We start from the raw sequence: 15,388 nt of genomic DNA, 5'->3' as shown, positions 1-15,388 counted from the left end.
GCTCAGCCCCTGCCCTGCGTCGCGGTCCCGGTGATCGTGGATTTCTGCGCCAGCGGCCCGCCGCGCCAGATATAGAGCGCCAGCAACGGCTCCTTGCCGGTGCGCATGGCGTGATTGACCTTAGAAGCGTGGTGGATGACCTCGCCGGCCTCTCGCTTGTGAAAGCTGTCCTCGCCCATGCGCCACTCGGTGCCGCCGGTCAGCGGGATATAGATCTCCTCGGCGACATGATGGTGGTCGGGATAGACGATATCAGGCCCAAGGATTAGCACGCCGGCGGCGACCTCGTCGTTGGCGAAGTGGCCGCGGGTGCCGAATACTTCGAGCCAGCCATAATTGTCGATGAACGCCTTGCCGAAATCCGACTCGCCGTAGGTCTGGCCCCAGCGCAATTCGCCGCGCTCCTGCGCCAGAAATTGCACCAGCTGCTTGGTCCGCGCCGGCGTCAATTCGGCGGCGCGATCGAGATGGCGCAGGCAGCCGAGTGGGTGCGGTTCAAGCTCGCGGGCGGGCATATCCCACCCTATGCGCGCCACCGCATCCTGCACCAGGAAGTCATCCACGGAAGCGAGATAGGCGTGGAACCGCTCTAGCAGCTCATCGAATTTTGTCGTCACATCTTGCTCCGGACATGCATTGACGCACAGCCGCTCCGCGGCGGCTCGGGTTGCGCGGCGGCATCATTGGTCTAGATTGGTGCGCGCGCAAAGCCAAAAACGACAGGCCAGCGAGCCAGCTGGCCAGCATATAGGGAGCACGCCATGGACGCCGCGGTCGATGCGAGCACCAGTCAGTTCGAACTCAACGAGGACCAGCGCGCCATCCAGGAGATGGCTCAGGCCTTCGCCGCCGATCGCGTCGCGCCGAATGCGCTAGACTGGGACCGCAATAAGCATTTCCCCGCCGACGTGATCCGCGAGACTGGCCCGCTGGGCCTCGGCGGCATCTATGTCAGGGACGATGTCGGCGGCTCCGCGCTCGGCCGGCTCGACGCCGTGCTGATCTTCGAAGCGCTGTCCCACGCCGACCCGGCCTTTTCCTCCTTCATCTCGATCCACAATATGGTGGCCTCGATGATCGATCGTTTCGGCGACGACGGCCAGCGCCAGCGCTTCCTGCCGAAGCTCACCTCCATGGAATGGCTGGCGAGCTATTGCCTGACCGAGCCGGGTTCCGGCTCGGACGCCGCTGCCCTGAAGACGCGGGCGGTGAAGAGCGGCGGCGACTACGTGCTGAACGGCGCCAAGCAGTTTATCTCCGGCGCCGGCGACAGCGATATCTATGCCGTCATGGTGCGCACCGGCGCCGAGGGACCGAAAGGCATTTCCACCATCGTCGTGCCGAAAGATGCGCCGGGACTCTCCTTCGGCGCCAATGAGCACAAGATGGGCTGGCATATGCAGTCGACCCGCCAGGTCATTTTCGAGGATTGCAAGGTGCCGGCTGAAAACCTTTTGTCAGGCGAAGGCGCCGGCTTCGGCATCGCCATGGCCGGGCTTGACGGCGGCCGGCTGAACATTGCCGCCTGCTCGCTGGGCGGCGCGCAGTCGGCTCTCGACAAGGCGCTGTCCTACACAGCCGAGCGCAAGGCCTTCGGTTCGAAGATCAACCAGTTCCAGGCTTTGCAGTTCAAGTTGGCCGACATGGAGACCGAATTGCAGGCGGCGCGCATCTTTCTTTATGCCGCCGCTTCCAAGCTCGACCGCAAGGCACCGGATGCCTCGAAATGGTCGGCAATGGCCAAGCGCTTCGTCACCGACACCGGTTTCAACGTCGCCAACGATGCGCTGCAGCTGCTCGGCGGCTACGGTTACCTGCACGATTACGGCATCGAGAAACTGGTGCGCGACCTGCGTGTGCATCAGATCCTCGAAGGCACCAACGAGATCATGCGCGTCATCATCGCCCGCGCGTTGATCGGTCGCTGAAGCGTGCAAACTCCGGGAGAGACACAATGACCACAATCGCCTTCATCGGCCTTGGGAATATGGGCAATCCAATGGCGGCGAACCTGGTCAAAGCGGGGTATGCCGTGCACGGTTACGACCTAATGTCCGAAAACCTCACCGTCGCCAAAGAACATGGCGTTACGATCATGGCCAATGCCTTGACCGCAGTGAAAGATGCGGATGTTGTCATTACCATGCTGCCCGCCGGCAAGCATGTCCTGTCGGTCTACGAAGAGATCGCGTCCAAGGCAAAGAAGGGCGCGCTTTTCATCGATTCCTCGACCATCGACGTCGAATCGGCGCGCAAGGCGCATGCCATCGCCGCAAAGCACGGCCTGCTGTCGGTCGATGCGCCGGTCTCGGGCGGCACCGGCGGTGCCGCCGCCGGCACGCTGACTTTCATGGCCGGCGGCTCGGACGACGCCTTCGCCGCCGCCGAGCCGATCCTGAAGCCCATGGCCGGGCGCATCGTCCATTGCGGCGGCGACGGCGCCGGCCAGGCGGCCAAGATCTGCAACAACATGATTCTCGGCATTTCGATGATCGGCGTCGCCGAGGCCTTCGTGCTGGCCGAAAAGCTCGGCCTGGCGCACCAGGCCCTGTTCGACGTTGCCTCGACCTCTTCAGGCCAGTGCTGGTCGCTGACCACCTATTGCCCGGTGCCCGGCCCGGTGCCGACCTCGCCCGCCAACCGCGACTACAAGCCCGGCTTCGCCGCCGCGCTCATGCTGAAGGATTTGAAGCTGTCGCAGGAAGCCGCACAAGCCGCGGGCGCGGTGACACCGCTTGGCGCCGAAGCGACACAGCTCTACGGCCTGTTCAACGCGCAAGGGAACGCCGGCGCCGATTTTTCCGGGATCATAAATTTTCTGCGCGGCGTCAATCAATAAGCGATTGATAAAGTTCGTCTTTCTTTCGTACGCCCCGCCGGAGAACCGCAAAATTTAGGTTTGCTTAAGCTCTCGATAACTCCGCGGTAACGATGTCCCTATAAAACGGACTGCGAGGCGGATATCGCGTCCGCCCGGCGCTCCGGATCAGGTCTCGCGTACCGGAGCCCGTAAGTTTCGCCAAGTGTTTGCGTAGCGAAACGCCAAGCGTATCTGGCAAAGCCGCGTTCCCGGTGGGGCGCGGTTTTTGCGTTCCAGGATCCGACATCTCTCATATTCCGATTGCCGCGTTCGGGATCGGCACGTGATCTTCATTGGTCAGCACGATCGGGGCATCGGCGCCATCGACCCCGACCACGAGCAGGCGCGTGCTCCACGTGCCTGCATTGCGAACAAGATGCGAAAACACCGTGCCCTTTCCCTTGGTGCCGTGGATGGGAATGCTGAACTGCGCGTCACCCGTCCCGTTTGCGTTGACGTTGAGATGGCCGCCGACCCAGAAATTGGCGGTCACGTCGTCGCCGATGGCGGCTTTCACCCGGGTATCGGCGCGAACGACCTCCATGGTCATGTGATAGGCGTCACTGCCTTTGATCATGAAAGGGATGCCACCGACCATCGTCGCGCAGCCCCCGATACTAAGCACCCAGACGGCAAGACCGGCGATCGCCCAGTTGCGCTGCGTTCTGCGGAACTGCTCGGCATCGCGCCACACCCGGTTCCGCCATGCCCAGCGGCTGCCGCGCGCGCCGAGCACGAAGATCATGACGATGTTGACGATCGGGATCAGCGCCAGCAGGGCGATGAAGGTGGAGTTGCCGATGCCCCAGATCCAGTTGAGGAAGAAGGCGCCCCAATTCCAGCGATCGAGCTCAGCCGGGATTTCGGCGGGCTGGTTGAGCGGTTGTCCGGCCATCGCGTTCCCCGTCGGCAAAACTGCCTTGGCGGGTTGGAACCGATAGCGCCGGCGACCGGAACCCTCAGTCTGTCTGGGGCCAGCGGCCGGGCGTCTCGATCACGAACGCCCGGCCATTTCTTTTACCGTTTGCGCAGATCCGCTTGCGCCAGGTCGAGCGCCTTGCCGATACGCTCGCAGGCCATATCGATCGTGTCGCGGGTCCAGATCAGCGGCGGTGACAGGATCATTGTGTCGCCGGTGGCGCGCAGCATCATGCCGTTGGCGATTGCATGGTCGCGCACGGTCACCGCGGCACTTCCAGCCGGCAGGAACCGCTCCTTGGTCGCCTTGTCTTTGACGATCTCGATCGCACCCATCAGCCCGATCGAACGCACCTCGCCGACCAGCTCGTGCCCGGCGATGCGCTCTTGCAGCGCCTTGGCGAAATAGGGCCCGGTGTCGCTCCTGACGCGGTCGACCAGACCCTCCCGCTCCATGATCTCCAGGTTCTTCAGCGCCACGGCGCAAGCCACGGGGTGGCCGGAATAGGTATAACCGTGATTGAACTCGCCGCCCTTCTCGATCAGCGTCGAGGCAATGCGATCGCCGACCAGCAGCGCCGACAGCGGCTGGTAGCCCGACGTCAGCGCCTTGGCGGTGGTGATGGTGTCGGCCTGGATGCCAAGCGTCTGCGCGGCAAACCATTCGCCCGTGCGGCCATAGCCGGTGATGACCTCGTCCAGCATCAGCAGCACATCGTATTTGCGGCAGATGCGCTGTACCTCGGGCCAATAGCTTGCCGGCGGTATCTTCACGCCGCCAGCTCCCATCACCGGCTCGCCAATGAAGGCGGCGACCTTGTCGGCGCCGGCTTCGAGGATGGCGTCCTCGACCGCCTTTGCCGCGCGCAGGCCGAAATCATGATCGCTCTCGCCCGGCAGCGACAGCTCATAGGCGTACGGCGTCATCACATGGACGATGTTGGGCACCTCTCCGTTGAGCTGCTTGTGCATGGCGTCCATGCCGCCGAGCGACGTGCCGGCGATGGTCGAGCCGTGATAGGCCATCTTGCGCGAGATGACGCGGTTCTTCTGCGGCTTGCCTTCGAGCACCCAATAGTGGCGCACGAGCCTGAGCGCAGTGTCGTTGGCTTCCGAGCCGGACGAGCCATAGAACACCTGGTTGACATTCTTCGGCGCGATCTCCGCCAGCTTCTTCGACAGAAGCACAGGCGTCGGCGTCGAGCATTTGAAGAAGGAATTGTAGTAAGGCAGCTCCTTCATCTGCGCATAGGCAGCCTCGGCGAGCTCGTCGCGGCCATAGCCGATATTGACGCACCACAGCCCCGCCATGCCGTCGAGCAGTTCCGTCCCTTCGGAATCGTAGATGAAGGGACCGTTGGCGTGGGTGATGATGCGCGATCCGGCCTCGCGCAATTCCCTATGGTCGGTGAACGGATGCAGATGATGCGCGGCGTCGATCTGCTGAAGCTGCTTCAGCGAATAATTTTGATAGGTCATGGATCTGATCTTCCTCTGGAACCAATCCGGCTGCGCCGGGGCGGATTCTTCAGAGGATAGCGGGTGGCGAATAACCTATGCGGGCGCAAAGCCGCAAAAGCTCGGCGCGCAACGTGCGCAGCGACGGCGTCACCGCGCCCCCAAATGCCCGAACCCCGAAAAGGCCGGCCAATGTCACCACGGGAGCCATGAAGGCACCTTAGAGCAAAGAAGGTTCGAGGTGAACCACCCTTCGCTCCGGTCCGAAGGCTTTCGGTTCAGCCCTTCCCGCCCAGCGTCCTCTGCAGGAAAACGTACTTCATCGCGGCCTGTGCCGCCTGCGGCCGGCGGTCGCCGCGGCCGCCATGGCCGCCCTCGGTCTCTTCGAAGAAGAGCGTCCCGGCGTGGCCGGCCTCCTGCAGGCGGGCGGCCATCTTGCGCGCATGGCCGGGATGCACCCGGTCGTCGGCGGTCGAGGTGGTGAGCAGCACCGGCGGATAGGCACCGGCCTCGACATGCTGGTAAGGCGAGTAGGCGGCCAGCCAGGTCGCATCTTCCGGCTTCGACGGATCGCCATATTCGGCCATCCACGAAGCGCCGGGCGGCAATTCGGTGTAGCGCAGCATGTCGAGCAGCGGCACCTCGATGATGACGGCGCCGAACAGCTCAGGATGCTGCGTCAACGAGACGCCCGTCAGCAGGCCGCCATTCGAGCCGCCCTGGATGCCGAGCGAGGCAGCTGTCGCAATGCCGCGCCTGACGACATCCTGCGCGACCGCCGCGAAATCGTCGAAAGCGTTCTGCCGGTTGCCCTTGAGCGCTGCCTGGTGCCAGGCCGGGCCGAACTCGCCCCCGCCGCGGATGCAGGCCTGCACATAGGCATTGCCCTTCTCCAGCCACAGCCTGCCGCGCACGCCGGCATAGCCAGGCAGCAAAGGCACTTCGAAGCCGCCATAGCCGTAGAGCAGCGTCGGCACCGGGCCCTTCTGGTCACGCCGCCTGACGACGAAATAGGGAATCATCGTGCCGTCCTTCGAGCGCGCCTCGAACTGTTCCGAGACGAGCTGCGAAGCATCGAATCGCGACGGCTGCGACTTCACTGTGGCGAGCGTCTCGCCATTGTCGTCGGACCAGATGATCGAGCTCGGCGTCAGGAAATCGGTGAAAGAGAAGGAGACGCTGGCGCCGAAATGTTCGGCATGGCTGATGCCTACCGTGCCGTTTTCCGGCAACGCGACCGGTTTCAGCGACCAGGCGCCGTCCCTGCGTTCGCAGGCCACAACCTTGCCGCGCACATTGTCCATCAGGCTGATGAATAGGCGGTCCTGCGTCCTGGCAAGAGTGGCGATGGACACGCGATGCGCCGGCGCGAGCAAGGTCTCGATGACGCCGAAACTGCCGGTCTCGATCCAATGCGCGAAATCGAACGAATAGAGCCCGTCCGGCCTGCAGGACGTGCCATCCGGCGCCGTCCAAGGCGTACGCACGCCAAACACCATCTGGTCCTTGAAAAGCGCCGTGTCGGTAACGTCGTCGGGCAACGGAATGCGTCTGTTTTCACCTGACGGGAGACGCAGGAAACTGTGCGATGCAAAGAAGTTGAGCGTCCGCGTTAGAAACAAATGCCGCTTCTCGCCATCGAACTCCAGGCCGGCGCCGACGGCGAGGTCTTCCTTCTGCGCTTCGAAGATCGGCGTCGCGTCTTCAAGGTCCGTGCCGCGCGTCCACAATTTGACGACGCGCGGGTAGCCGGATTCGGTCTTGTCGGCCTCTTCGAAGGCTGCCGAGACGATCACCATATCCTTGTCGAGCCAGCCGAAACCGGACTTGGAAGCGGGCGCGCGAAAACCGTCCTCGACGAACGATTTGGCGGCGATGTCGAATTCGCGCATCTCGCTGGCGTCACCGCCATCAGGCGACATCGAAACCAGGCAGCGGTTGAAATCGGGGTAGAGCCGGCTGGCGCCGCCGAACACCCACTTCACTCCCTCCTTCGCCGCGAGCTGGTCGAAGTCGATGATGGTTTCCCAGTCCGGTCTGTCGGTCTTGTAGGAAGCCACCGTCGTGCGGCGCCACAGGCCCAACACATTGCTCTTGTCCTGCCAGAAATTATAGACGTAGCCGTTGAGCGCGGAGCCGACGGCTATGTTGTCCTCGGCGGTCATCAGATCGAGCGCGGTTTCGAACGACGCCTGGTAGGACGGATCACCCTGCAATTGCGCCACCGTGACTTCGTTCTGGCGATGTACCCAGTCGAGCGCCTCCTTGCTCGTCCTTTCCTCCAGCCAAAGAAAGGGATCATCGGTCGCCAAGCCAGGCTTTGTCGTCGAAATGGTCATGCGGGTCTCCGGGAAGTCGGGGGGCGGCCCTGCCTACATCGCGTCAAAGGGCGCCGGATTCAAGGTGTTGAAGCCGCGTCATCGCGGCAGATCGCTTCAGGCCGTCACACGATCCGCCGCCGGATGACAGTCGCAGCCGCCAGCGCCAGGCAGATCGCGCCGAGCGTCACCGGCAGGCCGCTCGCGCCGATCCCGTCCATCACGCCGCCCGCAAGCGGCGGAACGAGGATGCCGCCGACGCCCCACATCAGGGAGAAAGCGGCATTGCCTGCAATTAGCGCCGAGCCGCTGAAACGCTCGCCGAGTTCGATGATCGCCATCGTATAAATGCCGTAGGACACCGCGCCCCAGACGAAGATCATCGGCCAGACCAGCGGCGTTTCGATCAACAGCGGCAGCAGCAGACAGCCGAGCAGCGTCAGCACCAGGCAGATGAACCGCACCAGGCGCGCCGTCAGCCGCTCGGCCAGCAGGCCGAGCGGCACCTGCATGGCGATGTTGCCGGCGATCATCGTCGACAACAGCGCCGACATGCGGTTCTCGGCGATGCCATAATGCGTGCCGTAGACGGGCAGCAGCGCCAGCACCGCCTGCTCGAAGCCGGCAGCCACGATTACTGCCGACAAAAGCAGCCAGGCGAGCGGCATGAAGCCCATCACCGAAAGCCGATGCCCGGCTTCGTCGACCTTAGGCAGGCGCCCGACCACCAGGGCGAGGCACCCGCCGCAGAAGATGAAAGCGGAAATGCCGACCAGGAATGGCGGCCAGCCCTCCGTACCGACGGCCAGCAGGCAAAGCGGCCCGGCGGCGAAGCCGGCCGAGATGATCGTGGAATAGACGCCCATGATGCGGCCGCGCCGGGCCGGCGGCGCCAGCGCGATCACCCAGATTTCGCTTAAGACATAGAGCGGATTGGTCACCGCGCCGATCAGGAACCGCAGCGGAAACCAGAGATAGACGTTCTGTGTCCAGCCGATCAGCGCCAGCACGACCGCCGAAAGCGCCGCGCAGGTCAGCGCCGTACGCCCTGCCCCGAACCGCCGCGCCAGTGACGGGATGAGCGGCGACGAGACGATGAAGCCAATCGGCGTCATCGCCGCCGACAGGCCGATCATGACAGGCGAAACGCCCTGCCGCTGCAGGATGAAGCTCAAGAGCGGATAGGACAGTCCCTGCGCGATGGCGAACACCGACACGGTCGCGATCACACCGGTGATCGCTGCCCACTGCATCGTATCGTCGCGCTTCGGTTCCACCCGGTCCATGATCCACATCGCCTCTCGGCTGCAGGCTTAGCGTTTCGACCCGACAGCCGTAAGCCCCAAAGTCCGAACCCACGCTTGTTCCGGCCAAACCCTGTCAGGAGCCTCTGCGGCTGGCCGATCTGTAGAGCACGAAGGCGACCAGCAGCGCGTCCAGGCCGACGATCACCGCCGGCAATCCCAAAGGCCCGATCGCCTGCATCAGCAGACCGGCGCTGGGCGGACCGACAATGCCGCCAACGCCCCACAACAAGGCGAAAGCGGCGTTGCCGGTGACCAGCAGCGAGCCCTTGAAGCGGCTGCCGAGTTCCACCAACGCCATCGTGTAGACGCCATAGCCGACCGCTCCCATCACCAGCAGCACCGCCCAGATCAGCGGCGTCGTGATCAGCAGCGGCAGCAGAAGCGCGCAAACGGTGGTCGCCACCGCACAGGCCAGGATCATGGGGCGGCCGCCGAAGCATTCGGCGAGCAGGCCGAGCGGGATCTGCAGCAGGATATTGCCCAGGGATAACGCCATCACCAGAGCGGCGAGCACGGCTTCCGGCAAGCCATAGCCGGCGCCGAAGACCGGAACCAGCGCATAGGTGCTTTGCTGGACCGCTGCCGAGACCAGCACCGCCAGCAGCAGCGCCGGCGCCAGCCGGGCAAAACCGATAAAGCTGCCGGCTGGCTGGCCGTCATCCTCGAAACCGGTGAGCTTTGAGGAGACAAGGCGCAGAATGACGGCGCAGAGCACGAACCCGCCAATGCCGACGCTGAAGGGAGCCCAGCCGGACGTGCCGAGCAGGGTCAGTGTGAAAGGCCCGGCCGCGTAGCCGGCCCCCATCAGCGTGTTGAACACGCCCATCACCCGGCCGCGCCGCGCCGGCGGCGCCAGCGACAGCGCCCACACCTCGCCGAGGATATAGAGCGGGTTGATGACCACGCCGATGAGGAAACGGAGGAGGAACCACGCCACCCAGTCCTGCAGATAGCCGATACCCAGGAAGCACAGCGCACCGATCAGCGAGCAGCCGACGGCGAGCGTGCGGGCGCCGACCAACCGCACGGCAGCGGGCACGAACGAGGCAGACAGGATCAAGCCAACCGGCATCATCGCCGCCGACAGGCCGATCAGGCCCGGCGACATGCCTTGCTTCTGCATCAGCAGCGTGAACAGCGGCGAGCTCAGCCCTTGCGCGGCGCCGAACATCGCCAGCGCTGCGGTGACGCCGGCGAGCGCTGCCCACTGCGTTGCCGCTTCGCCTTGGCTCGAGCCGGTCGCGACCATGCTGCCGTTCCATGAGTGAATCGCCGACCTGCGGATCGGCAAGCCATCAGCTACCGGTTCGATCACGGGAAAGGAAGGGCCGGACAGCGAAATCCGCTTGCGCCAACGGCCGGCGCCGTGCACCGGAAGGCTCGCGTCAAAAGCCGTTGGCACCCGCCGGCAGCACTATGGAAAATACCGTGCGATCGCGCCTTTCCTGCCTTGCGCGTAAGGCTTCAGCCACTTGTCGTCGATGGAGAGCCCATCGTCATCCGAAGGTCCCTTGCCGATGGTCCTGCGCCAGGCGCGGAACTTGTAGTGGTCGAACACGTCGAGCATATGCACGGCATAGGCCGCGGCGAAGGTCTTGTCGCCTTCGACGATCACCATGTTCTCGTCGTTCTCGTAGGAAGCCTTGTAGCCGAGATTGTGACTGCCGGTGACGACCGTTGCGTTGTCCTCCATCGGATCGATGATGACGATCTTGTCGTGCACGATGGCATGGCCGACGGTCAGCACCTCCGCCTGGAAATCGCGGGCGATCGTGGCGCCGGTCAGGTTTGCCGCCCGCACGATGGAAACGTTCGGCGCCTCCCAGACCTTCTCCGGATAGACGAAGGGCGACTTGCCGTCCCTGTTCGACTTATGGGTGACCGGATCCTTGGTCGACGCGACATAGTTGGGCATGGCGGTCTCATCGCTGATCGCCCCTTGCACGATCAGCTTCGGATCGGCCCTTGCCGCCGCCACCGCCTGGTCGACGATCGAATTGTCGCCGAGCCGCGAAGGATTGAACACCAGGAACAGCACGGCACGCTTGGCTGCCTTGATGCGGGCGAAGAGGTCCTCGAGATCGACCGGCCGCACCGAGATGTCCTTCTTGTTGCGCTCGGGATCATTGGGCGAGAACCACACCGTCATGCCGTCCAGCGCCGCCGTGGCGCCGTTGAGCGGGTTTGACCTGTGGTTCTCCCTGCGAAACGGCACGCCTTGCGTCTGCGCGACATGGCCGGCGGCGCTTTCCGTGGCCGGCGGCGGGAACAGGTCGGCCTTCATGCGCTGCCAGTAGGCGTCGAATATCTCGGCCATCGCCGGGTCGTCGCGGATGAAGGCGTTGTTGGATTGCCCGCAAATGCCCGTCGAGGTCCAGTTGGTGCTGCCCGTCATCACCGATTGCGGCTTGCCCTGGGCATCGCGATAGACGGCGAACTTGTTGTGGCCGATATGGTTGTTGTTGAACAGGCGATCCGTCACCGCGACGCCTGCGTCGTGCAGCCGCTTCCTGTAAGGCGCGTTGCCAGCGTCCCAGGCCTTCGTCTGGTCATCCCTGCCCGAGTTGGAAAGAATGACCTCCACGACATCCTTGGCGGCAATGATTGCGTCGCACAGTTCGTCGTCGCCAAGCTCGTAGAGCGCAAGCCTGACCGTGCCGCCCTCGGCCTTGGCCCGCTTCAGCAGGCTGGTCAGCACATCAGGCACGTCGCCATGCAGGTAGGCGCGTATCTTGCTGGTCGGGTCCTGCAGCACAGCCCTGATCTTATCGCGCTGCCCGACCTTGATGCCGGCCTCGGCCAGCGCGCGCGACATCCATTGCGTCGACAGCACGCCATTCGTGAAGGCGACGCGCGCCTTGCCGAACATCTGGCCGAGGAAGATCGGCGGACTGACCGCGCCCCGGCCGAGATAGCCCAGCGGCCGCGCTGGACCGGTATAGGTCTTTTCCGGGCGCACCGGCACGGGATCGAGCCCGGCCTTCATGTCGCCGACCGGACGCACCCGGTAGGCGATCATTTGGCCGTCTGGCCTGACATCCAGGCTGTCGCGGCGCCGCCGGACAGTGAGATCGCGCCAGAATGTCTTCTGCACCGGCCAGACGCCGGTATCCTGGGGGATCCAATCCTTGTTGCGCTGTCCCTTGAAGGGCACCCAGGAAGCCAGGCAACGCTCCTCGCCGGTGTCGGGATAGAGGCGAACGATCTCGAAGCCCAGGCAGCCCGGGATCATCCCGTCGAGGTCCCAGGAGAGGAACGCGACTTCGTTGTTGGTGGCGGCACGCACTTTGACGACGTCAGGCATGGCTCTCCCTCCGGAGATATTCGACGCACAAGTTTATCAGAAGCAAAAGACGACACTGCAACGAATGGCGCCCCCTTATCCGCGGGCCCGCCTCGGGACCACGCAGCTGCCGTTCCGGCATGTCGCTTCCCTCGCTCTAGTGGTCGCCGCCTCCGCAATGGCCGGACAGCCGCCGGTCCATTATGCCGCCCACTTTCGCATCGTACGAGGCCCCTCATGACCGCCGCCCTTCAACCCGCCGAACCGGCATTGGCAACCGATCGTGCCCGCCGCGGCGGCCGCGCCGGAAAACGCGCAGGCGGCTCGGCCGCGTTCGAGCAGCCGCCGTTCCGCCAGCTGAAAATCCCGCTCCAGCCGACCAAGCTGGTTTCCGACGACGAGCTGGAATCGATCCACCTGGCCTCGCTGCGGGTGCTGAAGGAGATCGGTGTCGACGTCCTGCATGACGAAGCCCGCCGCATCATGAAGGAACATGGCGCCGACGTGCGCGAAGGCAGCGAGCGCGTGCGCTTCGACAGCGACATGATCCTCGATCTGGTGTCGCACTGCCCACCTGAATTCACCATCCATGCCCGCAACCCCGCGCACAATGTGCGCTTCGGCGGCGACAATCTGATCATCTCGATGATGGCCTCGGCGCCCAATTGCTCGGACATCGATCGTGGCCGCCGGCCCGGCAACCAGCAGGACTATCGCAATTTCCTGCGCCTGGCGCAGATGCACAACATACTGAACTGCACGGGCGGCTATCCGGTCGAGCCGATCGACATCCACCCCTCCGTCCGCCACCTCGAATGCATCCGCGACCTCGCCACGCTGACCGACAAGGTGTTCCACATCTATTCGCTCGGCAAGGAGCGAAATGTCGACGGCATCGAGATCACCCGTATCGCGCGCGGCATCAGCCACGAGCAGCTGCTCGAAGAACCGTCCGTCTTCACCATCATCAACACCAATTCGCCGCTGAAACTCGACGTGCCGATGATGGAAGGCATCATCCAGATGTCTAGCAAGGGCCAGGTCGTCATCGTCACGCCCTTCACCCTGTCGGGCGCCATGGCGCCGGTGACCATTGCCGGCGCGCTGGTGCAGCAGAACGCCGAGGCGTTGTCCGGCATCGCGTTTGCCCAGATGGTCAGGAAGGGGGCGCCGGTCGGTTATGGCGGCTTCACCTCCAATGTCGACATGAAGTCCGGTGCGCCCGCCTTCGGCACGCCCGAATACATGAAGGCGCAGCTCGTCGGCGGCCAGCTCGCCCGCCGCTACAACATCCCCTACCGCACCTCCAACACTTGCGCCGCCAACACGGTCGACGCACAGGCCGCCTATGAAAGCGTGTTCTCGCTGTGGGGCGCCATTCAGGGCGGCGGCAATTTGATGATGCACGCCGCCGGCTGGCTCGAAGGCGGCCTGCGCTGCTCCTACGAGAAGACCATCCTCGACATCGACCTGTTGCAGATGGTGGCGGAATTCTTGACCCCGCTCGACCTGTCCGAACAGGCGCTTGGCTTCGACGCCATCCAGTCGGTCGGCCCCGGTGGCCACTTCTTCGGCACACAGCACACGCAGGATCGCTACAAGACGGCCTTCTACTCGCCGATCCTGTCCGACTGGCGCAATTTCGAGACCTGGGCCGAAGCCGGCTCGCCGACGGCGCTCGAAAAGGCCAACAAGGTGTGGAAGGAGCGGCTGGCCTCCTATGACGAGCCCTACATGGACCCGGCGATCCGCGAAGAACTCAACGCCTTCGTCCAGAAGCGCCGCGCCGAAGGCGGCGCCCCGACCGATTTTTGATCGTCTGCGTTGTCGATGAACTGATCACGCGTATGGATTCGATGAACGGTCGACCCCCACTCCGTCGAGCTACGCTCGACACCTCTCCCCCGATCGACGGGGAAGAGGAAGGGCGCGGGCTTGGCCAGGCTGGCTCCCTTCCTCTCCCTCCGGAGGGGGGAGAGGTGGCTCGGCGAAGCCGAGACGGAGTGGGGGAAGCCGCTCGTGAAACCCGCAGTCGCCGCAAGATGGGCACCACTCAACGCGCGCGAAAGCTGAGGCAAGGCAACAATCAAGCCGAAGCACTGCTTTGGCTCGAGCTAAAAGCCCGCAGACTTGGTGGCTACAAGTTCACACGCCAGTTCTCTATCGGACCATACTACGCCGACTTCTGTTGCCGCGAAAAATGGCTGATCGTCGAGCTCGACGGCTCACAGCACGCCGACAGTTCCTACGACCGCCGCCGTGACGATTTCATGCGCGCCCAAGGCTACTCGATCCTGCGCCTCTGGAGCTATGACGTCCTGAAACACCGTACTCCCGTGTGCGAAACCATCCTCGCCGCGCTCGACGACAGGCTGGTCGAAAACATCGCTGCATCCGACCTCCGCTTTGTTTTCATACCGCACTCACCCGATTCAATCTCTTCAAAAACGGACCTAGCTTCATGAAATCCCATGTAAAAGCGGTTGTCATCGGCGGCGGCGTCGTCGGCTGCTCGGTGCTCTATCACCTGGCCAAGGCCGGCTGGACCGACATCATGCTGATCGAGCGTTCGGAGCTCACTTCCGGCTCGTCCTGGCACGCGGCGGGCGGCTTCCATACGCTCAACGGCGACCCCAACGTCGCCAAGCTGCAGGCCTATACCGTGCAGCTCTACAAGGAGATCGAGGAGCTTTCCGGCCAGTCCTGTTCCCTGCACCTGACCGGCGGCGTGATGATGGCCGATTCGCCCGAGCGCATGGACTTCCTGCGGCTTGCCCACGCCAAGGGTCGCTACCTCGGCATGGATACCGAGCTGATCACGCCATCCGAGGCCAAGGCGATGTTCCCGCTGATGGACGAGACGAATTTCGTCGGCGCCATGTGGGATCCGGTCGAAGGCCATCTGGATCCGTCCGGCACCACGATTGCGTACTCGAAGGCGGCGAAGAAACTCGGCGCCGAGATCGTGCTGCGCAACCGCGTCGTCGAACTGACGCAGCAGGTCGACGGCACCTGGAACGTCATCACCGAACAAGGCACGGTTCACGCCGAGCATGTCGTCAACTGCGGCGGCCTGTGGGCGCGCGAGATCGGCCGCATGGTCGGCCTCGAGCTGCCGGTGCTCGCCATGGAGCACATGTATCTCCTGACCGAACCCATGCCGGAGGTCGAGGAATTCAACAAATCGACCGGCCGCGAGATGATCGGCGTGATGGATTTCAAGGGCGAGATCTACACCCGCCAG

12 protein-coding genes are annotated in these 15,388 nt (G+C 64.0%); 5 read left to right on the top strand and 7 right to left on the bottom strand.

What is annotated here, in order from left to right; genetic code table 11:
• Positions 1 to 2: 2 nt before the first annotated feature.
• Positions 3 to 617 carry a dimethylsulfonioproprionate lyase family protein gene (locus FJ986_RS22600; protein ID WP_140517255.1) on the bottom strand — a complete coding sequence of 205 codons (615 nt, stop codon included), beginning with the start codon at positions 615 to 617 and terminating at the stop codon, positions 3 to 5.
• Between the two features lie 144 nt (positions 618 to 761).
• Here FJ986_RS22600 and FJ986_RS22595 point away from each other — a divergent pair, with 144 nt between their 5' ends.
• The gene (locus FJ986_RS22595) at positions 762 to 1,928 is read left to right on the top strand and encodes an isobutyryl-CoA dehydrogenase (protein WP_140495680.1); all 1,167 of its coding nucleotides are present in this window, start codon (positions 762 to 764) and stop codon (positions 1,926 to 1,928) included.
• Positions 1,929 to 1,954: 26 nt separating this feature from the next.
• Positions 1,955 to 2,839, top strand: a complete 885-nt coding sequence (mmsB, locus tag FJ986_RS22590) for a 3-hydroxyisobutyrate dehydrogenase (RefSeq protein WP_140564136.1) — start codon at positions 1,955 to 1,957, stop codon at positions 2,837 to 2,839.
• A 271-nt stretch (positions 2,840 to 3,110) separates the two neighbouring features.
• On the opposite strand, the gene FJ986_RS22585 is transcribed toward mmsB, so the two are convergent.
• The 6 genes from FJ986_RS22585 to FJ986_RS22555 all read right to left on the bottom strand — a co-directional run bounded on the left by FJ986_RS22585 (position 3,111) and on the right by FJ986_RS22555 (position 12,165).
• Positions 3,111 to 3,755 (bottom strand): cytochrome c oxidase assembly factor Coa1 family protein, encoded by a 645-nt coding sequence (locus FJ986_RS22585; protein WP_140675719.1) that lies wholly within the window; start codon positions 3,753 to 3,755, stop codon positions 3,111 to 3,113.
• Between the two features lie 122 nt (positions 3,756 to 3,877).
• Positions 3,878 to 5,257 (bottom strand): aspartate aminotransferase family protein, encoded by a 1,380-nt coding sequence (locus tag FJ986_RS22580; protein WP_140559631.1) that lies wholly within the window; start codon positions 5,255 to 5,257, stop codon positions 3,878 to 3,880.
• Positions 5,258 to 5,514: 257 nt separating this feature from the next.
• Positions 5,515 to 7,575 (bottom strand): prolyl oligopeptidase family protein, encoded by a 2,061-nt coding sequence (locus FJ986_RS22570; protein ID WP_140675717.1) that lies wholly within the window; start codon positions 7,573 to 7,575, stop codon positions 5,515 to 5,517.
• A 104-nt stretch (positions 7,576 to 7,679) separates the two neighbouring features.
• The gene (locus FJ986_RS22565; protein ID WP_140555058.1) at positions 7,680 to 8,840 is read right to left on the bottom strand and encodes an MFS transporter; all 1,161 of its coding nucleotides are present in this window, start codon (positions 8,838 to 8,840) and stop codon (positions 7,680 to 7,682) included.
• A 94-nt stretch (positions 8,841 to 8,934) separates the two neighbouring features.
• Positions 8,935 to 10,110, bottom strand: coding sequence for an MFS transporter (locus FJ986_RS22560; RefSeq protein WP_140675715.1), 1,176 nt, complete (start codon positions 10,108 to 10,110; stop codon positions 8,935 to 8,937).
• 165 nt (positions 10,111 to 10,275) lie between these two features.
• Complete coding sequence (locus tag FJ986_RS22555; protein WP_140675713.1) at positions 10,276 to 12,165, bottom strand: phospholipase D-like domain-containing protein; 1,890 nt, start codon at positions 12,163 to 12,165, stop codon at positions 10,276 to 10,278.
• 216 nt (positions 12,166 to 12,381) lie between these two features.
• Between FJ986_RS22555 and FJ986_RS22550 the strand changes: the two genes are divergently transcribed.
• From FJ986_RS22550 to FJ986_RS22540, 3 genes are all read left to right on the top strand, one after another.
• Entirely contained in the window at positions 12,382 to 13,959 is a 1,578-nt protein-coding gene (locus tag FJ986_RS22550; protein ID WP_140521093.1) for a trimethylamine methyltransferase family protein, read from the top strand.
• 227 nt (positions 13,960 to 14,186) lie between these two features.
• Positions 14,187 to 14,609, top strand: a complete 423-nt coding sequence (locus FJ986_RS22545; RefSeq protein WP_181181915.1) for a DUF559 domain-containing protein — start codon at positions 14,187 to 14,189, stop codon at positions 14,607 to 14,609.
• Positions 14,606 to 15,388, top strand: a 783-nt coding sequence (locus FJ986_RS22540) for an FAD-binding oxidoreductase (RefSeq protein ID WP_140675709.1), incomplete at its 3' end; no start/stop codon positions are given. The genes FJ986_RS22545 and FJ986_RS22540, both read left to right, overlap by 4 nt.

Source organism: Mesorhizobium sp. B1-1-1, assembly GCF_006442955.1.
Classification (GTDB): Bacteria; Pseudomonadota; Alphaproteobacteria; order Rhizobiales; family Rhizobiaceae; genus Mesorhizobium.
Note: the sequence above shows the minus strand (reverse complement) of the source record. Positions and strands in the feature narration are given on the sequence as shown.